This is a genomic window from Actinoplanes sp. NPDC049599 (genome assembly GCF_044465625.1).
GTDB lineage: Bacteria > Actinomycetota > Actinomycetes > Mycobacteriales > Micromonosporaceae > Actinoplanes.
Genome location: NZ_JBITLX010000024.1, coordinates 110202 through 134738, shown reverse-complemented (window position 1 = coordinate 134738; position 24537 = coordinate 110202). Strand labels below are relative to the sequence as shown.

Sequence of the window (24537 nt, the reverse complement as noted above, 5' to 3'; positions counted from 1 at the left end):
CATGTCGCCTCTTCAGTGGCGGGTCCGGCCCGTCCTGCCGATCGCCAAGCTGCTCGGCGCGGTGGCCCTGGTGGTGCTGGTCGTGGCGTTCGGCCGGGACGACCCGGTGCAGTGGTTCATCGCGATCGCGGTCGGCGCGGTGCTGATCGGCTGGGCGGCCCGGGACCTGGTCGTCCCGGTCCGGCTGAGCGCGGACACCAGCGGCATCATCCTGGTCACCGGTTTCGCCCGGCGCCGGCACGTGGCCTGGCCGCAGGTCGAACGGGTACGGGTGGACCGCCGCGAACGCCTCGGGCTGCGCAACGCGTTCCTGGAGATCGACACGGGCGAGAGCCTGCACCTGCTGAGCGTGCACGAGCTGGGCACCGACCCGGAAGAGGTCGCCGCGGCGCTGAACGCGTTACGGTCGAATGCCCCGCTTTAGGGGTCGATGACGCCATTCCGGCTCCCCGGACGGAGTGGGCGGTGATGATCTTCCGGTAGCCGCCGCCGTCATCCGCGCCGAGGAATCCCCATGCCTCTCACCCTGCCGACCCGTCCGTCCGCCCCGCCACCGCCCTCGCCGGAGTTCGACGAGGCGCGACCGCCGCTGAGCCGCCGAAAGGCAGTGGCCGGGCTGGCGGCGGCGGTACTGCTGCTGCTGTGCTTCGGCATCGGCGTGGGCACGGACGTCCCGTTGCTGAGGATGGGCTCCGGCCTGCCGAAAGGCGCCCAGACCAGCATTGCCGACAAAGCCGACGCCAATCGGGCCGCCGAGGACCGGGCGACCGCCCGGAAGGTGGCCGCCGCGAAGGACGCCGACGCGCGAGCGGCCGCGGACCGGGCCGCGGCGGCCAGGGCCGCGCAGGTGGCGGCGGCGCGCAAGCGGGTCGTCGCCGTACCGGTCCTGGTCGGGCTCAAGCTGGACGTCGCGATGGACCTGGCGGCCGACGCCGGCCTGACCGCCGTCGACGTCTGCCGGACGCCGGACGGCGACACTCCGCTGTGGTGGTCCAACTGGCGCATCACCGGTCAGGACGTGCCGCCCGGCACCCGGGTCGACGCCGATGAACGGGTCTGCGTCTCCGCGGCGAAGTGACCCGGGTCAGATCATCAGGGCCGCGGTGCGGTAGATCGCCAGCGCCAGCAGCAGCACCAGGACCGCCGCACAGCCGATGCCCTGGACCAGCGTGCGCCGGTCCTTCGGCGCGTACGCCAGGATGGCCGCCACCACCGCACCCACGACCAGGCCGCCGAGGTGGCCCGCGACCGAGATGTTCGAGATCACGAACGTGAAGATCACGTTGATGACGATGATCGGCAGGATCGGCGCGACGCTGAGGTTCAGCCGCTTGAGCACCACGAAGATGCCCGCCATCAGGCCGAACACCGCGGTCGAGGCGCCCGCCGTCATGGAGTTCGGCGCGGCGAACAGGTATGCCGCCACGTTGCCGCCGAGACCGGCCAGCAGGTAGAGGGCGAGGAAGCGGGCCGGGCCCAGCGCCCGTTCGAGCTCGCGCCCGAGGATCCAGAGCGCGTACATGTTCATCAGCAGGTGCAGGACGCCGTAGTGCAGGAACATCGCGGTGAACAGGCGATACCACTCGCCCTGCGCGATGCCGTGCGGGACCACGTCACCGGCCGGGCCGTACACGGCCGAGCCGAGCACCGCACCCCACTCGGTGAGCGGGGTGCCGCCACCCAGCAGGCCGCCCCAGCCACCGCCGGCCACCGCGTTCGCGCCGCCGCTCAGGATCGAGACGAGCATCACGACCACGTTGATGCCGACGAGCGCCTTGGTGGTCGTGCCCGCGCGGCCGGCCACGCTCCCGCCGAAGGCGGTACGGACCGGCCGCTGCGTGCGCTTGCCCTGGGCAACGCACTCCGGGCACTGATGACCGACCGAGGCCTCGTTCATGCAGTCCGGGCAGATCGGCCGCTCGCAACGGGTGCAACGGACGTAGGTCTCCTTCGACGGGTGTCGGTAGCAGACCGGCGCCGTCACCGGAGACTCACTCATGCGGCAACGATACCCGGACGGGGTAACACGCTACGCGCGCTCGATCTCCACCCGCTCCACCACGACGTCCTCGCGCGGACGGTCGCCGGGGCCGGTAGGCGTGGTCGCGATCGAGTCGACGACCTTGGCCGACTGCTCGTCGGCGACCTGGCCGAAGATCGTGTGCCGCCGGTTCAGGTGCGGGGTGGGGCTGACCGTGATGAAGAACTGCGAGCCGTTCGTGCCCGGGCCGGCGTTCGCCATGGCGAGCAGGTACGGGCGGTCGAACTGCAGGTCGGGGTGGAACTCGTCGGCGAACTGGAAGCCCGGGCCGCCACGGCCGGTGCCGGTCGGGTCGCCGAGCTGGACCATGAAGCCGGCGATCACGCGGTGCGAGATCGTGCCGTCGTAGTACGGGCCGCTGCCCTTCTGGCCGGTCCGCGGGTCGACGTAGTCCTTGGTGCCCTCCGCGAGCTCCACGAAGTTGCGCACGGTCGCCGGCGCGTGGTCCGGGAAGAGCTGGAGCCGGATCGGGCCGTGATTGGTGTGCAGGGTGGCGTAAAGAGTCTCGGCCACGGGTACTCCCATCAGTGTCGCGGTCGCCGGTCCGCTACGTCGGGATCGGCGCTGGACAGTTCTTTGCAGTTCGGATCCTCCCCCATGTGTCTGATCCGGCTACGCGGGGGTACCCAAGAGGGCAACATGACGTGGGAGAGAACCACAGGAGGTGGGCACTGGTGTTCGCAACGATGCGACGGAAGAACCGCAGCGCGAAGATGAAGAGCGAGCTCGGCCAGAGCGTTGATCACTTCAAGCGTGCGGCCTCGATCGCCGCGCAGGAGACCAGCGCGACCGTGGGTCCCAAGTTCTACGCCGCCCGGGACCGCGTGCAGCCGACGGCCGTCAAGGCCAAGGATGCCGCGTCGAGCAGCTGGGAAAGCGCCCTCGCGACGCTGACTCCGCTGGTCTCTGCCGCGACCGTCAAGGCGCAGCAGGTGAGCAACAGCACGGCCAAGGTGAGCCGCAAGGACGTCAAGGCCGCCAAGAAGGACGCGAAGAAGAACGCGCGGAAGCTCGAGAAGCGCGCCAACAAGACGCTGGGCCGCAAGCAGAAGAGCCGTTCGGGCGCCAAGCTCGGCGGGCTGCTGCTGGCCGGCGCCGCGGTCGGCGCGGTCGGTGCCTTCGCGGTGCGCAAGCGCCGCCAGGAGCAGTGGGACGAGTACGACCCCACTCCGATCACCCCGGCGACGACGCGCACCACCGGAACCGACGACGCCACGTTCGCGCCCGCCGACCTGTCGGGCCCGACGGGCATCGTCAAGCCGGTGGACGAGACCGCGCCGGCCGTCGAGGTGAACGTCGACACGGCGGACCAGACCTCGTCCGCGCAGCACACGCCGAAGGTGGCCAAGATGGCCAGCGGAAGCGGCAGCGGCCAGAACAACAAGAACTGACCCCGGTCACGCAGCAGGTGCAGGCGGGTGGGCGCTCCGCAGGGAGCCGTCCGCCCGCCTTCGCGCTGTCTACTCCTCGGCGGAGTCGCTCTGCCGGGCGCGTTCCGGATCCAGCGCCGGACCCTGCGGCAGCAGCGCGACCAGCTGGCCCGGGATCGCCACCGGCGTGACACCGGCGTAGCCCAGCCGGGGCAGCAGGTCGCGGCCGGCCAGCGGGAAGCGCCGGCCGGTGTCCGTGACGATGCTGACCGTGCCGCTGCCGGCGGGCGCCGTCGGCGAGGCGGCCGCGACCACGAGCGCACCCTTGCCCCGGGGCACGTGCACCAGGTCGGCCTGCACCCCGCCGGGCACGGCCGCCGCGCCGGTGACCGGGCTACCGGCGGGCGTGGTCGGGCCCAGCCGGATGCTGATCGCGTCCTGCTGCTTGCCGCCGTCGACCGTGAGGCAGACCTGCTCCGGGCCGTTGAGCAGCACCGGGACCGCCGGCGGGAAGCCCGCGGCGCCGGCTTCCGTGACGATCTGGGTCTGCGAGCGCGGCAGGTTGCTGTAGACGTTGAGGCTCATCGCCTGCAGCCCGTACGTCTCGGGTTCGGCCCGCATCAGCAGGGCCTGCACCACCGTGAGGTCCGCCACGCCGTCGCGGAGCACGACGCCCCACTTGTCCGGACCGCCGGAGTCACCGGTGATCTGCAGGAGCTGGCCGATGTCCAGGTCGTTGATCGTCGGCGACGGGTCACCCAGGTCGTCGATCGCCGGCGGCGCGAGGTTCGGCCCGATCGGCACCGCGTTGATCCAGGCCGCCGCGACCGGCAGCGGCTGCTGGGTCCAGCCGAAGAAGGTCTGGGTCTGCTGGAGCCGCCCGGCCGGGATCGGGAACCGCTTGTTGTTGTAGACCAGATAGGTGCGCCGGGCCGGGTCGGCGACCAGCAGCCCGCGCAGGTCACCGGCGGGGGTGTCGGCCCGCGGCACGGGCAGCACGGTGCCGTCGACCGGCCGGTCACCGACCATCAGCAGGCTCCGCGCCGGGGCACCGGAGCCGGAATCCGCCGGGCTCCGCGAGCAGACCGTCCACACCGGGTCGGCGAGTCCGCCCTTGGCGGCCGGCAGCGAGTCGGGCGCGTCCGGGATGCCGAGCGGGTCACCGAGCGGCACCTTGGCCAGGCTCTGCGCCGAGGCCTCCACCATCTTCGGCGCGGTGCCGCCGGCGATCAGCAGGGCCGAGCTGTAGTTGAGCACCGGGTGCATCCGGTCGTCGGACTTCAGGTAGACGAACCGGGCGCCCGAGCCCTTCTCCAGGAAGACCACGGCCTCGTTCCGCGGCTCGACCGTGCTGCGGCCCTTGAGCAGGCCGTAGACCGCCGCGCCGCCGACCGCGAGGGCGGCGACGACCAGGCTGATCAGGGCGGCGCTGCCGGCCCGGCGCAACGGGGAGCGGTGCGGATCGGGGTCGTGACTGACCAGCGCGGCCACCACCCGCTGCTGCGAGTACTGGTACGAGTGCAGCTGGTCCTGGCGTGACGGCACGTTCGTCACTGTAAAGGCTGGTGGGGGCCCGCGGGGGGCCGGTCAGAGCCAGCCGTTGCGGCGGAACGCCCGGTAGAGCAGCACCGAGACACCCAGCATGAGCAGGAAGACGACCGGGTAGCCGTACTGCCACTTCTGCTCGGGCATGTGCAGGAAGTTCATGCCCTCGACCCCGGCCACCGCGGTCCACACCGTGGCGATACCGGCCCAGGCGGCGATCTTGCGCATGTCGTTGTTCTGGTCGACGGTGACCTGGGCCAGCCGGGCCTGCAGGATCGAGTTCAGCAGGTCGTCGTACGAGGACACCTGCTCCACCGTGCGGGTCAGGTGGTCCTGCACGTCCCGGAAGTAGCGGCGGATCTCCTTGGGCACCAGCCGGCTCTGCGGCGCGGTGATCGTCGCCAGCGGCCGCTGCAACGGCACCACCGCCCGGCGGAACTCCACGATCTCCCGCTTCATCTGGTAGATCTGCTGCACCGGGCTGCCGCTGTCGCGGGAGAAGGCGCCCTCCTCGATGATGTCGAGGTCGGCCTCCACCCGGTCGGCGACCTCCATGTACGCGTCCACCACCCGGTCGGTCACCGCGTAGGCGACGGCCCACGGCCCCTGTGCGAGCAGCACGCCGCGCGCTTCCATGTCGGCGCGCACCGGTGCCAGCCGGGAGGCGTCGCCGTGCCGGACCGTGATGACGAAGCGCTCGCCGACGAAGATCATCATCTGGCCGGTCTCGACCACCTGCGAGTTCTCGGTCAGCTCGCGGTGCGGCACGTAGCGGGCGGTGCGCAGCACCAGGAAGTGCACCGAGCCGAACTGCTCCAGCTTGGGCCGCTGCTCCGCCTTGACCGCGTCCTCCACGGCGAGTTCGTGCAGGTCGTAGGTGCGCGCGACGGCGGCCATCTCGGCCTCGGTGGGCTCGTGCAGGCCCAGCCAGACGAACGCGTTCTCGCGACCGCACGCCTCGCGCAGCGCCGCGTCCGGGGTGAAGTCACCGGGCTCGCGCTTGCCGTCGACGTAGACGCCGCAGTCGACCACGGCGGTGCCGGAGTAGGCCTGGCCCGGCTCGTCGGGCCGGCCGTCGACGGTGCCGAGGAAGCGGTTCATGGCGCGGACGGGGGCGGTCCAGGCCCGGGACAGCGATCGGTTGACGCCGGTGGTCCGGCTCCGGCTCAGGCTGCTCTCGCTCATGACTGCCTCCCCCAAGGGTGATGTCGGCGCGGCCCGCGAAGTGAGGCCCGCCCGAGGCTACGCCCGTTACGGTGCCCGGCCGCGCGGCGGACATGCCGGCGCCGGGTGGCGCCGGGCGGACCGGCCGCATTTCGGGGGGTGAAGGTGCGATCGGCCCGCCCGGCGCCGGGGGGCGGGGGTGGGTGTCAACGCATCAGACTGCATGGTCATGCAGTCGGTGCAGCAGCATTGTGAGCCGAACGCCGGTCCCGGCGGAAACCCGGAACCGGCGTCAGCGGCACTGTGTCGGAAACCCGACAGTCGAGCAGGTATCAGGCGGCGACCTCGTTGATGGCCGCGGCGAGCCGGCGGACACCCTCGTCGATCTGGTCGACGGTGACCGCGGAGAACGCCAGGCGCACCGAGGACTTGCCGCCGTCCAGCAGGAAGTCGCTGCCCTTGACGATGGCGACGCCCTTCTTCATGGCCGCCGGGAACAGCTTGTCGACGTCCACCGACGCCGGCAGGTCCACCCAGAGGAAGTAGCCGCCGTCGGGCTCGGTGAAGGTGGCGCCCGGGATGTGCTCCCGCAGGGAGGCGGCCAGCACCTGGGCCCGCTCGGCGAGCGCGGCGCTGACGGTCTGCACCGAGCGGTCGATGTCACCGGAGACGCAGAACTGGTGCACGATCGCCTCGGAGACCATGCCGGGCGAGATGTAGAGGTTGGTGGCCTTCTTGGCGATGGCGTCGATCAGCGCGGCCGGGCCGACCAGGTAACCGACCCGGACACCGGGGCACACCGTCTTGGTGAAGCTGGAGGCGTGCACGACCACGTTCTCCGTGTCCATCGACAGCATCGACGGCAGGGCGTCACCGCGGAAGCGGATGTCGACGTACGGGTCGTCCTCGAAGATCGTGAAGCCGTACTCGACGGCCAGGCTCAGCAGCGCCTGCCGCTTCTCCAGCGACAGCGTCACGCCGGCCGGGTTCTGGTAGTTCGGGATGATGTGCGCGAGCTTGGGGCGCAGGCCCGCCTCGAGCATGCCCTTGAGCTCGGCGACGTCGATGCCGTCCGGCTCGATCGTCACCTGGTGCACCTTGCCGCCCAGGTTCTGCAGGTTGAGCAGGGTGCGGTCGTAGGTCGGCTTCTCCACGATCACGTCGTCACCGGCCTTGACCAGGTGGGTGAAGAGGAACGCGTCGGCCTGCAGCGATCCGTTCGTCACGATGACCTGGTCGGGGGAGACCCCGTGCTTGTCGGCGATCCACTTGCGCAACGGGACGTAACCGACGGAGGTGCCGTAGGCCGTCACGCCGGCCGGATCGGCCTCGAAGGCGCGTACGGCGGCGGCCTTGAGGCCCTCGACGTCGACGATGTCCAGGGACGGAGCCCCTCTGGCGAACGAGATCAGCTGCTCAGCGGTCATGCCTCAAGCTTACGAGCAGGCTCTGTGCGATTTTCCGCGCGTACCCCGGCCGCGTCACGCTCTCGTCGCGGGCGACGCCGGCCGCATTTTCTTTCAGCGCCGGTCGTCGGCGCGCAAGCTTTTACCGATCCCGAGGGGTTCCCGGTCCTCCACCCTCCCGGTATGTGAACCCACCGCTATCCTCGGCTGGCACGCCCCTCACTCGGAAGGAACCACCCCATGATCGGTCTGGTACTCGCCGCCGGCGCCGGACGCAGGCTGCGTCCGTACACCGACACGCTGCCGAAGGCGCTCGTCCCCGTGGACGGGGAGACCACCATCATGGATATCTCGTTGCGCAACCTCGCGGCCGCGGGCCTCACCGACGTGACCATCGTCGTCGGTTACTGCGCCGGCGCGGTGGAGGAGCGCAAGGACGCCTTCGAGCAGAAGTACGGCGTGAAGATCTCCCTCGTGCACAACGACAAGGCGGAGGAGTGGAACAACGCCTACTCACTGTGGCTGGCGCGTGACCACTTCGCCCAGGGCGCACTGCTCGTGAACGGCGACACCGTGCACCCGGTGAGCGTGGAGCAGACCCTGCTCGCCAACCGTGGCGCCGGCATCCTGCTCGCTATCGACAATGTGAAGAAGCTTGCTGACGAGGAGATGAAGGCAGTCTTCTCCGCAGATGGCCGGCTCACCAAAATCACGAAGCTGATGGAGCCGTCCGAGGCCTCGGGCGAGTACATCGGCGCCACGATCATCGAGACCGACGCCGCCGCCGCGCTGGCCGACGCGCTGAAGGCGACCTTCGAGCGCAACCCCGACCTCTACTACGAGGACGGCTACCAGGAGTACGCGAACCGCGGTGGCGAGATCCGCGGCGCCGCGATCGGTGACATCCCCTGGGTCGAGGTGGACAACCACGACGACCTCGCCAAGGCTCGGGACATCGCATGCCGTTACTAGCCCGCAGCGTTCAGACGCCACTGCACATCGACGTCCGGCGGGGGGCCGTCGCGGACCTGGGCCGGATCCTGGCCGACGGCCGGATCTCCGCCGGCGGTGACGTGGCGGTGGTGGTCGGCCCCGGGCAGGGTCAACGGATCGCCGAACTGATCCAACCCTCCCTGCGGTCGGCCGACATCTACACCACCGTCGGTGGCACCCTGGACGCGGCGATCGAGCTGGGCGGGAAACTCCGATCTCGGTCCTACGACGCGGTTGTGGCGATTGGTGGGGGCAAAACAGTCGATACTGCGAAATATGCGGCGACACGCTATGCCCTTCCCATGGTCTCCGTCGCTACCAGCCTGGCCAACGACGGCGTCGCGTCGCCGGTGGCGAGCCTGATCCACGACGGCATCAAGCGCTCCTACGGTGTGCACATCCCGCTGGCCGTCGTTGTTGATCTTGACTTCGTGGAGAACGGGCCGGAGCGGGTCAACCGGGCCGGCATCGGCGACGTGATCAGCAACATCAGCGCGCTGGCCGACTGGGACCTGGGCCGCGAGGTGCGCGGCGAGCCGGTCGACGGCCTGGCGGCGTCGCTCGCCCGGATGGGCGCCGAGGCAGTGCTGACCATGCCGGGTGACATGACCGACGACGCCTTTGTCACCGTGCTGGCCGAGGCGCTGATCTCCAGCGGGCTCGCCATGGCCGTGTGCGGCAGCAGCCGGCCGTGCAGCGGCGGCTGTCACGAGATCATCCACGCGGCGGACACGCTGTTCCCGGGCACCGCCTCGCACGGCGAGCTGGCCGGGCTGGGCGCGCTGTTCTGCACGTTCCTGCGCGGCGACGAGCGCCGCTTCGCGCAGATGTCCGATTGTCTGGTGCGCCACCAGCTGCCGCGCACGGCGGCCGACGTGGGCCTCAATTCCGACCAGTTCGTCGACGTCGTCGACTTCGCGCCGAAGACCCGACCGGACCGCTACACGATCCTGGAACACCTCGCGCTGTCACCCGACGAGATCCGTAGGAAGCTGGCCGAATATGACGACGCCGTCGCCAGCCGCTGAGCCGACCGTGGACCGCCCACCCACCGCCGCCGACTACTACGGGGTCAACCGTGGGGGCGGGCTGTTCAGCGAGGCGATCAGCCAGCGGATCGGCGCCCGGATCGCGGTGTTCGCCCACAAGCACCGGCTCGCGCCGACCGTGCTCACCGTCGCGAACCTCGGCCTGAGCTGCCTGGTCTCGTTCGTCGTGGTGGCGGCGGCCGGGCCGGTCGCGGAGGACCGGGTGTGGGCCTGGCCGGTCGGCCTGCTCGCGCTGCTCGGCTGGCAGTTCGCGTACGCGCTGGACTGCTCGGACGGCCAGCTGGCCCGGGTGACCGGCCAGACCAGCGCCGCGGGCGGGCGGGTCGACGTGCTGTGCGACGTGGCCGGGCAGATCGCCCTGGTGGCCGCGCTGTCGGCGGTGGCCGAGGCGCAGGTGCCGGAGACGCCGGCCTGGCTGGTGGCGGCCTTCGCGGGCACCTGGATGGTCAACCTGGTCACCTCGGTGATGCAGACCGGCGGCCAGGCCGCCAGCATGGTCACCAGCAAGTCGATCCCGGTCCGGCTGGTCAAGCTGGTCCGCGACTACGGTGCGGTGATCGCGCTGGCCGGCGTGGTGCTCACCGTGGCGCCACAGTGGACGATTTTTGTGATCGGCGCGTTCACGCTGGTCAACGGCGCGTTCTTGGCCGCCAGCATCGCCTTCTCCGGCCGGTCGGCGCTCAAGGGCTGAGCCCGGGCCGGCTCACACCCGCACCGGGATGGCGGCGGACGTGCCCAGCACCTTGCCGCCGCTGTCCAGCGCCTCGGCCACCACGTATTCCGGCGTGCCGGGCAGCGTCAGCATCGTCTCGAAGCCGGTCCGGTCCGCCTCCACGCTCTCGGTGAGCGCCCGCGGCTGACCGCCGGCCCGGGCCCGCCACTTGGCGACCTTCGTGCTGCCGTTCCAGCTCGCGCTGACCACCACGTTGCCGCCGTCGACGTGCAGGCCCAGGGCGGGCTGGTCCAGCGGCGCGCCGGCCCACTCGGCCTTGTAGGCCCGGTACGACTGGTTGTCGAGCGGCAGATGGCCGTCCAGTCGCACGGTGCCGTCGGGGGCGTACTCGGTGAACCAGGGCGACTGGCCCCAGCCGATGAACGAGCCGCCGTCGGCCAGCTCGCGGAAGTTGCCCTGGGTCGGCGCGGAGATCTTCGTCGGGTGCAGGAACTCCTTGCCGAAGGTGACCGTCCGGGCCGACTCGTCCACTGTGAAGATGAGGCCGCGGGACTGCTCGCGTTCCTTGGTGACCCCGGCGCCGTTGTCGAAGACGCTGTAGGAGCCGTCGCGCCGCCGCCGGAAGTCGTGCTGCCAGCTGAAGGCCGACTTCTCGTCGACCCGCAGATCGGACTTCCTGCCGCCGATCCGCCAGATCACCTCGCCGGTCCGCCGGTCGATCTTGTACGCGGTCCAGGTGTGCCGCGCCGACACCAGCAGGTTCCCGTCCGCGTCGAGCCCGACCGAGTTGGCGTGGAAGTAGTCGTACGGCAGGTGCGCGGACTCCCCGGCCGGCAGCGGCGCGTACGACTCGTCGAGGCCCACGTGGTCACGGGCCCGCCACTCGAAGAGCCGCCGGCCGGTCCTGATGTCGACCTCCTGGAGCACCCCGTCGTGCAGCACCCCGTCGGCCGGCCCGCCCAGCGCGGCCAGGTCGTACGGGACCGGGTCGTAGACCCAGAAGAGCGCGGTGTCGTCCGGGGTGATGACGAAGTCGTGCTGGTCGGCCTGTTCCGAGCCGGCCGCCCGCACCCGGCTCAGCTCCCGGTACGAGGTGTCCGCGATGACGAACTCGCCCTGACCGACGCCCTGCCCACCGGTGCCGCCGATGGTCCCTTCCCACCAGGTCAGCACGGGTTTGTTCCGATACCGCTGGACCTTGAAGTCGATCGCCACGGTGGCCGGGTCGGGCACCTTGCGGAACCAGACCGGCGAACCCTTCTCGTCCACCAGCAGCGGACCCCACAGCCCGGTGCCCGACGCCGGGGTCAGGAAGATGAGGCCGGGAGCGGTGGCGTTGGCCGGCGTCGTGATCGTGACGTCCGGCAGCGCGCGCAGGTCGGGGCGCGAACGGTACTTCGCGGGGGCGGGCTGGGCAGCAGCCGCCGGCGGAGCCGCGTCCTTGTCGGCGATCACGAACCCGGCCCCGGCGCCCGCGGCGGTGCAGACCACGGCGCCGCCCACGCCCAGCAGGACGTTGCGGCGCGAAACTTTGGCATCCGTCACGGGAATCAGCATTCCCCGAACCGATGCCGATCTATCTGGGCGCGGCGTGGGAATTCGCTGGGAGACCCGTGTAGATGCCGATCAGCCGCCGGGTCACCACGTCGGGGTGGAACGCCCGCAGATACCTGTCCCGGGCGGCCGGCGCGACGGCGGCGGCGTCCACCCGCGCGATCGGCAGGGCCGTGGCCAGCGTCGCCGGGTCGGGCCGGACCGCCCAGCCGGCCGGCGCGACGGTCTCGCCGATCCCGAGCAGGTACGGGATCCCGCCGACGTCGGTGCCGAGCACCGGCCGGCCCGCGGCCATCGCCTCCAGGATCACCGTCGGCAGCACGTCGTCCCAGGTCGGCACGGCCACGATCACCGACGCGGCGCGGCGGGCGGATTCCATGCCCGCGCGGTCCAGCGGGCCCAGGTAGGTGACGTCGGTGCGTTCGGCCGCGACCTGCTCGGCCAGCGGGCGCAACTCCCCGTCGCCGGCGATGCGCAGCTGCCCCAGCGTGCCGTCCGGGTGCCGCCGCCAGGCGTCGAGCAGCAGCCCGAGGCCCTTCTCCGGGGAGAGCCGGGCGGCATAGAGGAAACCGTCGCCGAGCGGCGCCGGCTCGCCGGGGTCGGGCAGGCCGTTCGGCTTGACCACGATGCGGTCGTCCGGGATGCCGTAGTTCCGCAGGTGGTCGGCGATCCGGCCGGTCAACGCGATGTAGCGGTCCACCGACTTCCAGGTCGGCCGGTGCACGGCCAGCGTGGTCGCCATCAGCGCGCTCTGCGCCGCGGAACCGCGGTAGCACTTGTGCACCACGGCCGGCCAGCCCAGCACCTTGCCACGGCAGTCGTGGCAGTTGTGGCCGTCCCGGAAATAGAGACCGGACGAGCACACCTGCCGATAGTTGTGCACGGTCTGCACGACCGGCACGCCATGCGCGTGCGCGGTCTGCACGACCGCAGGCGACAGCAACGGGTACGGGTTGTGCAGGTGCAGCACGTCGGGGCGCTCGCGGCGGAGCAGCTCGGCGAGGTCCCGCTGGGCGGCCCGGCCGAAGATCGGCGAGAGCGGCAGCAGGGCCTTCTGTGCCAGCGGCAGCTCACCGATCGAGTCGGACGAGCGCTGGAACGGCAGCACCTCGATCCCGGCGGCCGTGAGCTGCGCGATCTCCGTGTCGACGATGACGTTCTCGCCGGACGGGATGGCCTCGCGATATCTGTTGTGCGCTACGACGACCTTCACGCCGGGAAACGCTACCGTTGAGGGCGTGCCGGAGCTTCCCGAGGTCGAGGCGCTCGCTGCTTATCTGCGGGAGCGTGCGGTCGGCCGTACCGTCCAGCGTTTTGAGGTCTCGTCGTTCAGCGCGCTGAAGACGTACGACCCGCCCGCGTCCGCCGTCGCCGGGCTGGTCGTCACGGCCGCCGGCCGGCACGGCAAGTTCCTGGACCTGAGCCTCGGCACTGAGCTGCACCTGGTCGTGCACCTGGCCCGGGCCGGCTGGCTGCACTACCGGGAGTCGTTCAAGTCGCCCGCCCCGCTCAAGCCGGGCAGCGGCCCGATCGCGATCCGGGTACGCCTCGACGACGAGTCCGGCTTCGACCTCACCGAGGCCGGCACCCAGAAGTCGCTGGCGGCCTACCTGGTGCGGGACCCCGCCCAGGTCCCGGGCGTGTCGCGGCTCGGGCCGGACGCGCTGGCGGTCGACCGCGACCAGTTCGCCGAGCGGCTGCGCAGCCGCAGCGGCCAGGTCAAGGGCGTGCTCACCGACCAGGAGGTGCTGGCCGGCATCGGCAACGCGTACTCCGACGAGATCCTGCACGTGGCGAAGCTGTCGCCGTTCGCGTTGACCAGCAAGCTCAGCGACGAGCAGCTCACCACGCTGTTCGAGGCCATGCGCCAGGTGGAGACCGACGCCGTGACCCGGTCGGTGGGCCAGAAGGCGGCCGAGCTCAAGGGTGAGAAGCGCGCCGGCATGCGGGTGCACGCCCGCACCGGGCTGCCCTGCCCGGTCTGCGGCGACACCGTCCGCGAGGTCTCCTTCGCCGACAAGAGCCTGCAGTACTGCCCGACCTGCCAGACGGGTGGAAAGCCACTGGCCGATCGTCGGCTGTCCAAGTTGATCCGATAGTCACTCAGCGTGCACAAGCCGTCTCTCGGGGGAAAGCGGGCACAACGTCCACTTCTTCTGGGCGCTTCCATCGGTATAGTGGCCCGGTCCCACGCTTCGTGCGCGGCGCGCCAGGGACCGGCGGCCCCGCCGGAGCCCCCAGGGCCGTGGCAGTGCGTAATGTTCTCGGTGTGGGCGGTACGTGATGCGGGAGGACGTAGGCGAGGTGACCACAAGCCTCCATCGCCCGGAAACCAGCAAGAGCCGGAGCGGCATGCCGTACGAGAGTTACGAGTGGCAACAGGAGCCGCCGCCCAGTAACGGCGTTCCCCGATCGGCCTGGACCCGTTCGCACCGGCGACTGTCGCGCTGGCACCGGCCGTACACCCTGATCCTGATCATCATGGATTTCCTGTCGGCGATCCTGGCGAGTTATTTCGCCGTCACCTTCATCCAGAAGGCCAGCTCGGGTTTCCAGGGCCGCGAGAACATCTTCTATTTCGTCGCCTTCGTCGCCCTCCCGCTGGGCTGGCTCGCCATCCTCTGGGCCAACGGCAGCTACGACCGCCGTTACCTGGGCCTGGGCAGCGAAGAGTTCAAACGGGTCGTCCGCTCCTCGATCACGGTCGTGGCCGCGGTCTCGCTGCTGGCCTTCGGCACCCGCACCCAGCTCTCCCGCGCGACGGTCGCCTACGTCTGCGTCGCCGCCCTGATCTTCATCCTGTTCTGCCGCTACTCGGCCCGCCAGGTGCTGCACGTGGCCCGCCGCCGCACCGGGCACGGCGCGCACCGGATGATCCTGATGGGCACCCTGCCGGAAGCGCTCGAGGTCTACACGGCGGTCACCCGCAGCCCCGCGGCCGGCCTGATCCCGGTCGCGATCCACCTCACCGACGGCTATTCGGCCGCCCGCGGCATAGAAACGCCCGTACCGGTCTACGCCGGCCGCGACGTGCTGGCCCTGGTCCGCGAGGTCGGCGGCGACACGATCGCGGTCTGCGGCTCGGCCAGCGCCGAGCCGGGCGAGCTGCGCCGGCTGGCCTGGGCGCTGGAGGGCACCGGCGTCGACCTGGTGGTCGCCCCGCAGCTCACCGACATCGCCGGCCCGCGCGTGCACATCCGCCCGATCGAGGGCCTGCCGCTGCTGCACGTCGAGGAGCCGACCCTGTCCGGCCCCGGCTGGCTGGCGAAGAACCTGCTCGACCGGGTGGCGGCCTTCTTCGGGCTGCTCGTGCTCGCACCGGTCCTGGCCGTGATCGCCATCGGCATCAAGATGGCCAGCCCCGGCCCGGTCTTCTTCCGCCAGCCCCGGGTCGGCCACGAGGGCCGCACCTTCCGGGTGTGGAAGTTCCGGACCATGGACGTGGACGCCGAGGAGCGCAAGGCCACGCTGGAGGAGCTCAACGAGGCCGACGGCATGCTCTTCAAGATGAAGGAGGATCCCCGGATCTTCCGGTTCGGCAGCAAGCTGCGCGGCAGCTCACTGGACGAGCTCCCGCAGCTGATCAACGTGCTGAAGGGCGAGATGTCGCTGGTCGGCCCGCGCCCGCTGCCCGCCGACGACGGCGACTACCTGGGCGACGTCCGCCGGCGGCTGCTGGTGCGGCCGGGAATAACGGGTCTGTGGCAGGTGTCGGGCCGCTCGGACCTGTCCTGGGACGAGGCGGTCCGGCTGGACCTCTACTACGTCGACAACTGGTCGCTCACCTACGACCTGGGCATCCTGTGGCGCACGATCTGGGTGGTCCTGAAGCGCAAGGGCGCCTACTAGGCGTGTTTCGCAGTCGTGCCGGCCGGTCTGAGGTCTAGGAGCAAAATTCTCCGTTCGTGCCTGGTTGCATGGCACTGACCGTCGCTCCCGCCGAACGCAGGCTGCTTGCACAATTTCTATCCGTCGCCGGCTGGTTGCAGGGCTTCCCTCCGGCGCCCGCCGGCTGCGCTTGAGTCCGGCGGTCCCCCGACCTTGACCGACCCTCCACCGCCGCCTCCAGCTACGTCACGCCTCGCCGCGGCCTGACCTTGGCACGGTCTGATGCAGGGAGCTGCCCCGGGCTCTCCAAGGTCTACTCGGATTCCCCGAGCGCGGCCCGGCGGCCGCCGGGCCGCGCCGGCGCCCAACCGCGCCACCGCCCCGTCGCCCCACCGCGCCGTCGCCCCGTCGCCCCCACCGTGCCAACGTCCCGTCTCCTGCCGCGCCACCGCCCCACCGCGATCGCTGCAATCTTGAAGAGTGCGGGTGCGGAGGAGTCTTTTGCGTGGTTGGTGTATCGGGCGATGGCAATAGCCCGCCGGAGTGACGTGGGCCGCGCGCCGACCGCCACCGACGCGCAAGATTTCGATCTTGTTGAATTGGTGTGAGCTCCGAACCTCAAGTCCACAAGATCGACAATTCACTGCCCGCTTCGTGACTTTTACGCCCTTTGTTCCCATAGGATTCCTGCGATGTGAGAATCCTGCTCAATATGTGGGCAAGTGCTGCGGGTTCGGCGGTGGGCAGGCCTCCGGCAATGCTTGGCGCGGCCGTTCGGCGCGGCAGAAGCGTGTCGCCCGTCCGGGGGATGGCGATCGATCATCACAACAGCCATGCAAAAGACTCGGAGCTAACCAGAGGTCAACAACATCCACGCACCACAGGCGACGAATCGCCCATACCATTACTTATGAGCTTCGCTGGCTCGCTTTGAAGGGTGGCAACAGCCGCTCGATCGGCGGGAGCGACGGTCAACGCCATGCACCCACATACGACCTGGTCGTGAATTTGACCTTGATTCGCCCCTCACCGAAACCTCCCGCTGGCAATTCCGGAACATTCCGGTCAGGATGCGTGCGTGGCTGGTCAGATCGGTAGTGCGCTCGCGGTTCTTGCCGTGCTCGCCGCGCTGGTCGGCGCCGTCGCCGCGGTGCTGCGGTTGCGGGCTCGGCGGGGTATCGCCACCGCCGGGCAGCGGGCCACCTACGACGTGCTGCACACCGCTTCGCTGGCTGCCGAGCCGCTGCGGACCGGGCTCACCCCCGCGTCGGCCGCCAAGGCCGCCCGGCATCTGCGGCGGCTGGTCGGCGCGCCCGGGCTCACCGTGGCCGACGGTGATCACTGCCTGGCCGTTGACGGGCGCGGGGGACACCACAATGTCCAGTTTGTCGCGGTGGCGGCGCGGGCGGTGCAGGCCAACCGGTCGATCGTGCTCGGCGCTGCCGACCTGCCCTGCGACCGGATGGACTGCGTGGTGCGTGGCGCGGTTGTCGCCCCGCTGACCGGCGCCGACGGGCATGCCGTGGCCGCGCTGGTGGCGGTTGCGGACGACCAGCCCGCGCCCGGGCTGGTGCAGGCCACCATGGAGACCGCCCGGTGGGCCAGTTCGCAGCTGGCCCTGGCCGAGCTGGACTCCTCCCGCGAGCGGCTGGCCCGGGCCGAGGTGCGCGCCCTGCGGGCCCAGATCAGCCCGCACTTCATCTACAACGCGCTGACCGCCATCGCCTCGTTCGTGCGCACCGACCCGGAGCGGGCGCGCGAGCTGATTCTGGAGTTCGCCGAGTTCACCCGCTACTCGTTCCGGGCGCACGGCGAGTTCACCACGCTGGCCGAGGAGCTGCGGTCGATCGACCGCTACCTGACCATCGAGCGGGCCCGGTTCGGCGACCGGCTGCAGGTCCGGCTGCAGATCGCTCCCGAGGTGCTGCCCGTGGGCCTGCCGTTCCTCTGCCTGCAGCCGCTGGTGGAGAACGCCGTCCGGCACGGCCTGTCGCGGAAGCCGGGCGTCGGTATGGTGAGCATCGAGGCCCGGGACGCGGGCGCCGAGTGTCACATCACGGTCGAGGACGACGGGGTCGGCATGGATCCGGCGGTCCTGATCGCGGGCATCGCCGAGGCGGTCAACGGGCGGGACGACGACGCCGGTCAGCACGTCGGCCTCTCGAACGTGGACGAGCGGCTGCGCTCGGTGTTCGGTGATCGCTTCGGGCTGGTGGTGGAGACCGCGCCCGGCGCGGGGACGAAAGTGAGCATGCGGGTGCCGAAATTCCATCCCGGGGTACGGGCATGAGCCTGGTGGTGCTGGCGGTCGACGACGAGCCGCCCGCCCTGGACGAGCTGGCATACCTGCTCAACGCCGACCAGCGGGTCGCGTACGTGCACCGGGCCGGCGACGCCACCGAGGCGCTGCGGGTGCTGCGGGACACCGAGGTGGACGCGGTCTTCCTGGACATCCGGATGCCCGGGCTGGACGGCATGGAGCTGGCCCGGATCCTGCACCGGTTCGCCCGGCCCCCGGCGATCGTGTTCGTGACCGCGTACGACGACGGCGCGGTGGACGCCTTCGACCTGGGGGTGACCGACTACGTCCGCAAGCCCGTGCGCTCCGAGCGGCTCGGCGAGTCGCTGCGCCGGGTGGCCGGGCTGCGGGCCGCGCCGGCCGTGGCACCCGCGAAGCCGGCGGAGGAGCCGAGCATCCCGGTCGAGCTGGCCGGCACCACCCGGATGCTGCCGCGCTCGTCGGTGCGCTGGGTCGAGGCGCAGGGCGACTACGCCCGGCTGCACACCGTCGACGCGTCGCACCTGGTCCGGGTCTCGCTGGCGACGCTGGCCGAGCGCTGGGCGGACGCCGGCTTCGTCCGCATCCACCGGTCCTACCTGGTGCAGTTGCGCCTGGTCGCGGAGCTGCGGCTGACCCAGTCCGGCTACGTGGTGGCGATCGACGGGGTGGAGCTGCCGGTCAGCCGGCGGCACACCCGCGAGCTCAAGGACAAGCTGATCCGGGCCGCCAAGCACGACTGGACCCGCTGAATTCCACAGCGTTATCCACAAGCTCACAGCGTTATCCCCAGGGTTATCCACAGGCCGCGGATCTTCACAACTTGTCCACAAGTTCGCCGCCGCCCCCGCACGACTGCTCAATAGGCTGCTCCGCGCAGGGCAGATCGGCACGAAACGGGGGTGTGCCGGTCTTGTGCCTGCCGCGCATGATGCGGGGCAGAACAAGGGGGCGGCGTGACGGCAAAGAGGGTCCTCGTGGTCGAGGACGAACGCACCATCGCCGAGGCGGTGGCCGCCCGGCTGCGGGCGGAAGGCTTCGCGGTCGAGGTGGCTTCCGACGGCCCGGGTGCGGTCGAGGCCGCCCGCCGGACGCCGCCGGACGCGATCGTGCTCGACGTCATGCTGCCGGGCTTCGACGGCCTCGAGGTGTGCCGGCGCATCCAGGCCGAGCGCGGCGTGCCGGTGCTGATGCTCACCGCCCGCGACGACGAGACCGACCTGCTCATCGGGCTCGCGGTCGGCGCCGACGACTACCTCACCAAGCCGTTCTCGATGCGCGAGCTCACCGCGCGGGTGCACGCCCTGCTCCGGCGGGCCAGCCGCAACGCCACGCCGGCCGAGCCGGCGCCGGCCGACGACAGCACACTGCGCTTCGGCGATCTGGAGATCAATCTGGCCGAACGGCGGGTGCGGCGCGCCGGGGTCGAGGCCAAGCTGACCCCGACCGAGTTCGACCTGCTCGTGCACCTGGCCGGCCGGCCGCGCACGGTGCTGCCCCGGGAGCGGTTGCTCGCCGACGTGTGGGGCTGGGCGGACGCCTCGGGCACCCGTACGGTCGACAGCCACATCAAGGGTCTGCGCCGCAAGCTCGGGGCCGACCTGATCCGCACCGTCCACGGCGTCGGTTACGCCCTGGAGGTGCGGCGGTGAGCTCACCCGCGGTCGAACGGCTGCTGCGCCGGGTGTCGCTGCCGCTGGGCTGGGCGCTCGGCTGGGTGGCGCCCGCGCTCGGCTGGTTGCCGCGCCCGCTCGACCCGGTGCGCTCGATCAAGGCCAAGCTGTCGGTGGCCCTCGGCCTGTCCGGCGGCGTCGGCCTGCTGATCTTCTGGTGGAGCCTCGACTTCATGCGGGTCGAGCTGTCCTGGTTCGCGATCGCCGTCGCGCTCGGCCTGGTCACGCTCCAGGTGGCGGCGCACGGTGCCACGGTCCCGCTGCGCGAGATGACCGACGCCGCCCAGGCGATGGCCCACGGCGACTACACCCGCCGGGTCCGGGCCACCTCCCGCGACGAGGTGGGCGAGCTGGCTCGGGCGTTCAACCAGATGGCGGCGGACCTGGCGGCGGCCGACCGGCAGCGCCGCGAGCTGATCGCCAACGTCTCGCACGAGCTGCGGACCCCGATCACCGCGCTGCGGGGCCTGCTGGAGAACATCGTCGACGGGGTGTCCGAGGCCGAGCCGGAGACCATGCAGACCGCGCTGACCCAGACCGAGCGGCTGGGCCGTCTGGTCACCGAGCTGCTGGACCTGTCCCGGCTGGACGCCGGCGTGGTGCCGCTGACCCGCACCCCGATCGACGTCCGGGCGTTCCTGGACGACGTGGTGCGCGAGGCGACCGTGAACGCGGACGGTGCGGGCCATGACGTCCGGTTCGTGGTGTCGGCGCCGGCGATCTCCATCGAGGGCGACCGCGAGCGCCTGCACCAGGTCTTCGCCAACCTGCTGGACAACGCGGCCCGGCACAGCCCGCCGGGCGGCACGGTGACGGTCCGGGCCGAACGCCACCACGCGCACCTGCTGGTGGCGGTCGCGGACCAGGGCGAAGGCATCCCGCAGGCCGACCGCGACCGGGTCTTCGAACGCTTCACCCGCGGCGAACGGGCCACCGACGGCGGCACCGGCCTGGGGCTGGCGATCGCCCGCTGGGTGGTCCAGCTGCACCGGGGCACCATCGCCGTGGTCGATCCGCCGAGCCCGGGGCCGGCCTCCGGCGCCGCGGTGCAGGTTCGCAGCCGACCGGGCTGCCTCATCCACGTGACGCTGCCGTTGCCGCCGGCCAGCTTCCCGACCTCCTGACGAAGGAACTCATCGTGTCCACGAACCCCCCATCACCGGCACCCGAGAACAGCCCGGCCGGAGCGCCGCAGGCGAAGAAACCCGAAACCCCGGGCAAGTCCGTGCTCGCGACCACGCCACCGCGCCCGACCGCCCCACCCGCGCAGAGCCAGCCGGCCATGCAGGTGGCGCCGCTGCACGGCCCGTGGGCCGCGCCGTCGCTGTTCGGCAACCGCTGGGCCGGTCCGGCCCGGCCGGCCTCCCGGGCCACCGTCGTCGCCGTGCTGGTCGCCGCCCTGGTGGCCGCGCTCAGCGTCCCGCTCGACCGCAGCGGGGTCGGCTGGCTGGTCACCGCGATCGCCGGGGTCGCCGCGCTGATCGTCGCCCGGGTGGTGCCGGACCAGGCTCCGCAGCGGGGGCCCGCGCCCCTGGTCCACCGGAACCTGCACACCGTCAGTAAGTTCCGGTTCTTCTGGGCCGCCACCACGGTCGCCCTGCTCGGGGTCGGCACCTTCCGGGCCGCCGGCTGGCTGTTCTTCCTCTGCCTGTGCACGGCGGTGGTCACCGGGGCGCTCGCCGTCGCCGGGGGCCGGTCGCTGCGCGCGATGATCGTGGCAGTCCTGATGGCGCCGGTCGCAGGCTTCCGGGCCCTGCCCTGGGTCAGGCGCGGCCTGACCGCGGCCCGCCAAGGCGGCGGTGGCAAGGGGCTGCGGATCGCCGCCACGGTTGCCGTCTCCGTCGCGCTGCTTGTCGTCTTCGGCTCGCTGTTCGCCTCGGCCGACGCCGCGTTCGCCGACCTGATCGACCGGGCGGTGCCCGACTTCGACGGTGTCACGGCCGTCCGCTGGGTCTTCGTCTTCGTCGTCACGGCGTTTGTGCTCGGCGGCGCCGCATACCTGCGGGCCGCGCCGCCCGATCTGACCGGGCTGGAGCGGCCCGGCAAGCGGCGGGTGGCCCGGCTCGAGTGGGCGGTGCCGCTGACCCTGCTGGTGCTGCTCTTCGCCATGTTCGTCGCCGTCCAGCTGACCGTCCTGTTCGGAGGGTCGGAGCACGTGCTGGACACCGAGGGCCTGACCTACGCCGAGTACGCCCGCGGCGGCTTCTGGCAGCTGCTGATCGCCACCGGCCTGACCCTGGCGGTGCTGGCCGGCGCGGCCCGGTGGGCGCCACGCGAGACCACGACCGACCGGGTGCTGATCCGGGTCGTGCTCGGCGCCCTCGCCGTGCTGACCCTGGTGATCGTCGCCTCCGCCACCCACCGCATGGACCTGTACGCCGACACCTACGGCCTGACCCGGCTGCGGCTGCTGGTCGCGCTCTGCGAGCTGTGGCTGGGCCTGGTGTTCGTGCTGATCCTCGTGGCCGGCGTCCGGCTCACCGGGCTGTGGCTGCCCCGGGTCGTCGTCGGCACCGCGGTGCTGGCGCTGCTCGGCCTGGCCGGCGCCAACCCGGACCGGCTGATCGCCGACCACAACGTCAGCCGCTTCGAGCAGACCGGCCGGATCGACACCTACTACCTGTCCACCCTCTCGGCGGACGCCGTACCGGCCCTGGACCGGCTGAGCGGCACCAACCGCGACTGCGCCCTGGCACCGATCGACGCCGATCTCCGGGCCGACCGCGACGACTGGCGCGGCTGGAACCTGGGCCGCTACCAGGCCCGCGACCTGCTCATCCACGACCCGCCGCACCAGCCCGGCGACACCTGCCCGGGAAGCTACGACCTGTACTGACCGCGGGTCTTTCTTGACATTGGCCGAGCGGCGGCAAGACTGCCGGGCATGGACGGCGACGCGAGCGAGCAGGCCAAGGTACGGCGCACCCGCGTCGTCCTGGGTGAGGTCGCCGCGCGCCGGCCGGTGCCCGATCCCGCCCGGGCGGACCTCGCCGAGCAGACGCCGGTCGGCGAGGCGCTGGTCAAGGGGCTGGTCCGGGCGCAGCTGGCGCTGGCCCTGCGGCTGTCGCTGGTGGTCCTGGCGGGGCTCGGCGCGCTGCCGCTGCTGTTCACCGTGGCACCCGCGGTCGGCCGGGCCCAGCTGCTCGGCGTCAACCTGCCCTGGCTGCTGCTCGGTGTGCTGTCGTTCCCGTTCCTGGTCAGCGTCGGTTGGGCCTACGTGCGCTGGGCCGAGCGCAACGAGCAGGACTTCACCGCCGTGATCAACAGGCCGGAAGGGTGAACCCGTACGTCGTACCGGGGCTGGTCCTGGTGCTGCTCGTGACCGTCGGGATCGGCGCGTACGGGCTGCGCTTCGCCCGTACCACCTCGGACTTCCTGGTGGCCTCGCGCTCGGTCAGCCCCAGCTGGAACGCCGCCGCGATCAGTGGCGAGTACCTGTCCGCCGCGTCCTTCCTGGGCGTCGCCGGCCTCGTGCTGCGGTACGGCGTCGACGTGCTCTGGTATCCGGTCGGCTTCGCGGCCGGTTATCTCGCGTTGCTGCTGTTCGTCGCCGCCCCGCTGCGCCGCTCGGGCGCATTCACCCTGCCCGACTTCTGCGAGGTGCGGCTGCGGTCCCCGGTGCTGCGCCGGCTCGCCACGGTCTTCGTGGTGTTCATCGGCTGCCTCTACCTGGTGCCGCAGCTGCAGGGCGCCGGCCTCACGTTCACCACCGTCACCGGCGGCCGGTACGAGTGGGGTGCGCTGCTGGTCGGGCTTGTCGTCACGGCCAACGTGGCGCTCGGCGGGATGCGGGCGATCACCTTCGTGCAGGCGTTCCAGTACTGGCTGAAGCTGACCGCGCTGGCCGTACCGGTGCTGTTCCTGGTCATGCAGTGGCAGGCGGACGGGCGCCCGGCCGTCACGCCCCCGGCCGGCCCGGTCTTCTCCGCCACCACCACGGTCACCTTCACCGAGGCGGCCACGCTGACGCTGCCCGACGGTTCGCAGACCCGGGTGGCCGCGGGCGAGGAGCGGACGTTCGCGGCCGGCGACACCGTCCCGGACGTGGGCTCGGTCGACGACAACCGCGGGGCGGAGTGGCTGCTGCCCGGCGGCGACGCCACCCTGTTCGCGACGTATTCGCTGATCCTGGCGACGTTCCTGGGCACCATGGGCCTGCCGCACGTGCTGGTCCGCTTCTACACCAATCCCGACGGCGCCTCGGCCCGGCGCACCACCCTGGTCGTGCTCGCCCTGGTCGGCCTCTTCTACCTGCTGCCCACCCTGTACGGCGTGCTCGGCCGGATCTACACCCCGCAGCTGCTGATGACCGGCCGGACCGACGCGGTGGTCCTGCTGTTGCCGGAGGCGGCGCTCGGCGGCGGCCACCTGGGCCGGTTCCTCGGCGCGCTGGTCACCGCCGGCGCCCTGGCCGCGTTCATGTCCACCTCGTCCGGCCTGCTGACCAGCGTCGCCGGGGTGGTCTTCACCGACATCCTGCACGCCGACCGGGGCGGTTCGGTGCGCGACTTCCGGCTGGCCACGGTGCTGTCCGCGATCGTGCCGATGGCGTTGTCGATCTACGTCGCGAACATGGACGTCTCCCGGGTGGTCGGGCTGGCCTTCGCCGTGGCCGCGTCGAGCTTCTGCCCGCTGCTCGTGCTCGGCATCTGGTGGCGGGGCCTGACCGACGTCGGCGCGGTGGCCGGGATCCTGGCCGGCGGCGGCGCGGCGATGGCGGCGGTGCTGATCACGGTGCTCGGCCCGCCGCTGTCCGGCTGGCCCGCGCAGTTCATCGGGCAGCCCGCGGCCTGGACAGTGCCGCTGGCGTTCCTGGTGATGGTCTCCGGCTCGCTGCTGACCAAACGCCGGGTGCCGCGGGACATCGGCGCGACCATGCTCCGCCTGCACGCTCCGGAGTCACTGCGGCTCTGACCGTCAAGCTTAACAATATTTAAGAAACTTGTCTGAACTCTCCGCGGCG

At 71.4% G+C, this 24537-nt stretch carries 22 protein-coding genes; 15 read left to right on the top strand and 7 right to left on the bottom strand.

The window, feature by feature from the left end:
* The first annotated feature begins 1 nt into the window (after window position 1).
* Both ACIBQZ_RS32675 and ACIBQZ_RS32670 read left to right on the top strand, forming a co-directional pair.
* The gene (locus ACIBQZ_RS32675) at window positions 2-424 is read left to right on the top strand and encodes a PH domain-containing protein (RefSeq protein ID WP_396092684.1); all 423 of its coding nucleotides are present in this window, start codon (window positions 2-4) and stop codon (window positions 422-424) included.
* Window positions 425-514: 90 nt separating this feature from the next.
* Complete coding sequence (locus tag ACIBQZ_RS32670; protein ID WP_396092683.1) at window positions 515-1078, top strand: PASTA domain-containing protein; 564 nt, start codon at window positions 515-517, stop codon at window positions 1076-1078.
* 6 nt (window positions 1079-1084) lie between these two features.
* Here ACIBQZ_RS32670 and ACIBQZ_RS32665 read toward each other — a convergent pair whose 3' ends face one another.
* Both ACIBQZ_RS32665 and ACIBQZ_RS32660 read right to left on the bottom strand, forming a co-directional pair.
* A complete protein-coding gene (locus tag ACIBQZ_RS32665) occupies window positions 1085-1999 on the bottom strand; it encodes a rhomboid family intramembrane serine protease (protein WP_396092682.1) in 915 nt (304 codons plus the stop codon).
* Window positions 2000-2029: 30 nt separating this feature from the next.
* Window positions 2030-2554 (bottom strand): peptidylprolyl isomerase, encoded by a 525-nt coding sequence (locus ACIBQZ_RS32660; protein ID WP_396092681.1) that lies wholly within the window; start codon window positions 2552-2554, stop codon window positions 2030-2032.
* 173 nt (window positions 2555-2727) lie between these two features.
* Here ACIBQZ_RS32660 and ACIBQZ_RS32655 point away from each other — a divergent pair, with 173 nt between their 5' ends.
* A complete protein-coding gene (locus ACIBQZ_RS32655; protein ID WP_396092680.1) occupies window positions 2728-3432 on the top strand; it encodes a hypothetical protein in 705 nt (234 codons plus the stop codon).
* Between the two features lie 69 nt (window positions 3433-3501).
* On the opposite strand, the gene eccB is transcribed toward ACIBQZ_RS32655, so the two are convergent.
* From eccB to ACIBQZ_RS32640, 3 genes are all read right to left on the bottom strand, one after another.
* Window positions 3502-4956, bottom strand: coding sequence for a type VII secretion protein EccB (gene eccB, locus ACIBQZ_RS32650; RefSeq protein ID WP_396092679.1), 1455 nt, complete (start codon window positions 4954-4956; stop codon window positions 3502-3504).
* Window positions 4957-4998: 42 nt separating this feature from the next.
* Window positions 4999-6141 (bottom strand): magnesium and cobalt transport protein CorA, encoded by a 1143-nt coding sequence (locus ACIBQZ_RS32645; protein WP_396092678.1) that lies wholly within the window; start codon window positions 6139-6141, stop codon window positions 4999-5001.
* A gap of 311 nt (window positions 6142-6452) precedes the next feature.
* Entirely contained in the window at window positions 6453-7547 is a 1095-nt protein-coding gene (locus tag ACIBQZ_RS32640) for a PLP-dependent aminotransferase family protein (protein ID WP_396092677.1), read from the bottom strand.
* 219 nt (window positions 7548-7766) lie between these two features.
* Between ACIBQZ_RS32640 and ACIBQZ_RS32635 the strand changes: the two genes are divergently transcribed.
* Genes ACIBQZ_RS32635 through ACIBQZ_RS32625 form a run of 3 tightly spaced genes read left to right on the top strand, consistent with a single transcriptional unit; the run spans window position 7767 to window position 10259 of the window.
* Entirely contained in the window at window positions 7767-8498 is a 732-nt protein-coding gene (locus ACIBQZ_RS32635) for a sugar phosphate nucleotidyltransferase (RefSeq protein WP_396092676.1), read from the top strand.
* Window positions 8486-9547, top strand: coding sequence for an iron-containing alcohol dehydrogenase family protein (locus tag ACIBQZ_RS32630; protein ID WP_396092675.1), 1062 nt, complete (start codon window positions 8486-8488; stop codon window positions 9545-9547). The genes ACIBQZ_RS32635 and ACIBQZ_RS32630 overlap by 13 nt, the downstream gene beginning before the upstream one ends.
* Window positions 9522-10259, top strand: a complete 738-nt coding sequence (locus ACIBQZ_RS32625) for a CDP-alcohol phosphatidyltransferase family protein (RefSeq protein WP_396092674.1) — start codon at window positions 9522-9524, stop codon at window positions 10257-10259. Before ACIBQZ_RS32630 ends, ACIBQZ_RS32625 begins: the two co-directional genes overlap by 26 nt.
* A 12-nt stretch (window positions 10260-10271) precedes the next feature.
* Here the strand turns inward: ACIBQZ_RS32625 and ACIBQZ_RS32620 are convergent, their stop codons facing one another.
* A complete protein-coding gene (locus ACIBQZ_RS32620) occupies window positions 10272-11786 on the bottom strand; it encodes an arylsulfotransferase family protein (RefSeq protein WP_396092673.1) in 1515 nt (504 codons plus the stop codon).
* A gap of 31 nt (window positions 11787-11817) precedes the next feature.
* Window positions 11818-13008, bottom strand: coding sequence for a glycosyltransferase family 4 protein (locus ACIBQZ_RS32615; protein WP_396092672.1), 1191 nt, complete (start codon window positions 13006-13008; stop codon window positions 11818-11820).
* Window positions 13009-13033: 25 nt separating this feature from the next.
* On the opposite strand from ACIBQZ_RS32615, the gene ACIBQZ_RS32610 reads away from it, so the two are divergent.
* The 9 genes from ACIBQZ_RS32610 (at window position 13034) to ACIBQZ_RS32570 (ending at window position 24488) form a co-directional block, all read left to right on the top strand.
* Window positions 13034-13894, top strand: a complete 861-nt coding sequence (locus tag ACIBQZ_RS32610; RefSeq protein WP_396092671.1) for an Fpg/Nei family DNA glycosylase — start codon at window positions 13034-13036, stop codon at window positions 13892-13894.
* Window positions 13895-14147: 253 nt separating this feature from the next.
* Complete coding sequence (locus tag ACIBQZ_RS32605; protein ID WP_396092670.1) at window positions 14148-15644, top strand: sugar transferase; 1497 nt, start codon at window positions 14148-14150, stop codon at window positions 15642-15644.
* A gap of 1069 nt (window positions 15645-16713) precedes the next feature.
* Window positions 16714-17913, top strand: a complete 1200-nt coding sequence (locus ACIBQZ_RS32600) for a sensor histidine kinase (RefSeq protein ID WP_396092697.1) — start codon at window positions 16714-16716, stop codon at window positions 17911-17913.
* Window positions 17910-18653 carry a LytR/AlgR family response regulator transcription factor gene (locus ACIBQZ_RS32595; protein WP_396092669.1) on the top strand — a complete coding sequence of 248 codons (744 nt, stop codon included), beginning with the start codon at window positions 17910-17912 and terminating at the stop codon, window positions 18651-18653. Before ACIBQZ_RS32600 ends, ACIBQZ_RS32595 begins: the two co-directional genes overlap by 4 nt.
* A gap of 204 nt (window positions 18654-18857) precedes the next feature.
* Complete coding sequence (locus tag ACIBQZ_RS32590; RefSeq protein WP_396092668.1) at window positions 18858-19553, top strand: response regulator transcription factor; 696 nt, start codon at window positions 18858-18860, stop codon at window positions 19551-19553.
* Between the two features lie 65 nt (window positions 19554-19618).
* On the top strand, window positions 19619-20698 hold the full coding sequence (locus ACIBQZ_RS32585; RefSeq protein WP_396092696.1) for a sensor histidine kinase: 1080 nt from the start codon (window positions 19619-19621) through the stop codon (window positions 20696-20698).
* A 14-nt stretch (window positions 20699-20712) separates the two neighbouring features.
* Entirely contained in the window at window positions 20713-22410 is a 1698-nt protein-coding gene (locus tag ACIBQZ_RS32580) for a DUF4153 domain-containing protein (protein ID WP_396092667.1), read from the top strand.
* A 48-nt stretch (window positions 22411-22458) separates the two neighbouring features.
* A complete protein-coding gene (locus ACIBQZ_RS32575; RefSeq protein WP_396092666.1) occupies window positions 22459-22854 on the top strand; it encodes a hypothetical protein in 396 nt (131 codons plus the stop codon).
* Window positions 22851-24488, top strand: a complete 1638-nt coding sequence (locus ACIBQZ_RS32570; protein WP_396092665.1) for a cation acetate symporter — start codon at window positions 22851-22853, stop codon at window positions 24486-24488. Before ACIBQZ_RS32575 ends, ACIBQZ_RS32570 begins: the two co-directional genes overlap by 4 nt.
* Window positions 24489-24537 lie beyond the last annotated feature (49 nt).

What these genes read in the sequence shown, in the direction of transcription:
- ACIBQZ_RS32630 (WP_396092675.1), top strand. Translation starts at nt 8,486, where the DNA reads ATGCCGTTACTAGCCCGCAGCGTTCAGACGCCACTGCACATCGACGTC.
- ACIBQZ_RS32670 (WP_396092683.1), top strand. Translation starts at nt 515, where the DNA reads ATGCCTCTCACCCTGCCGACCCGTCCGTCCGCCCCGCCACCGCCCTCG.
- ACIBQZ_RS32645 (WP_396092678.1), bottom strand. Translation starts at nt 6,141, where the DNA reads ATGAGCGAGAGCAGCCTGAGCCGGAGCCGGACCACCGGCGTCAACCGA.
- ACIBQZ_RS32575 (WP_396092666.1), top strand. Translation starts at nt 22,459, where the DNA reads ATGGACGGCGACGCGAGCGAGCAGGCCAAGGTACGGCGCACCCGCGTC.
- ACIBQZ_RS32595 (WP_396092669.1), top strand. Translation starts at nt 17,910, where the DNA reads ATGAGCCTGGTGGTGCTGGCGGTCGACGACGAGCCGCCCGCCCTGGAC.
- ACIBQZ_RS32655 (WP_396092680.1), top strand. Translation starts at nt 2,728, where the DNA reads ATGCGACGGAAGAACCGCAGCGCGAAGATGAAGAGCGAGCTCGGCCAG.
- ACIBQZ_RS32640 (WP_396092677.1), bottom strand. Translation starts at nt 7,547, where the DNA reads ATGACCGCTGAGCAGCTGATCTCGTTCGCCAGAGGGGCTCCGTCCCTG.
- ACIBQZ_RS32605 (WP_396092670.1), top strand. Translation starts at nt 14,148, where the DNA reads ATGCCGTACGAGAGTTACGAGTGGCAACAGGAGCCGCCGCCCAGTAAC.
- ACIBQZ_RS32635 (WP_396092676.1), top strand. Translation starts at nt 7,767, where the DNA reads ATGATCGGTCTGGTACTCGCCGCCGGCGCCGGACGCAGGCTGCGTCCG.
- ACIBQZ_RS32665 (WP_396092682.1), bottom strand. Translation starts at nt 1,999, where the DNA reads ATGAGTGAGTCTCCGGTGACGGCGCCGGTCTGCTACCGACACCCGTCG.
- ACIBQZ_RS32625 (WP_396092674.1), top strand. Translation starts at nt 9,522, where the DNA reads ATGACGACGCCGTCGCCAGCCGCTGAGCCGACCGTGGACCGCCCACCC.
- ACIBQZ_RS32675 (WP_396092684.1), top strand. Translation starts at nt 2, where the DNA reads ATGTCGCCTCTTCAGTGGCGGGTCCGGCCCGTCCTGCCGATCGCCAAG.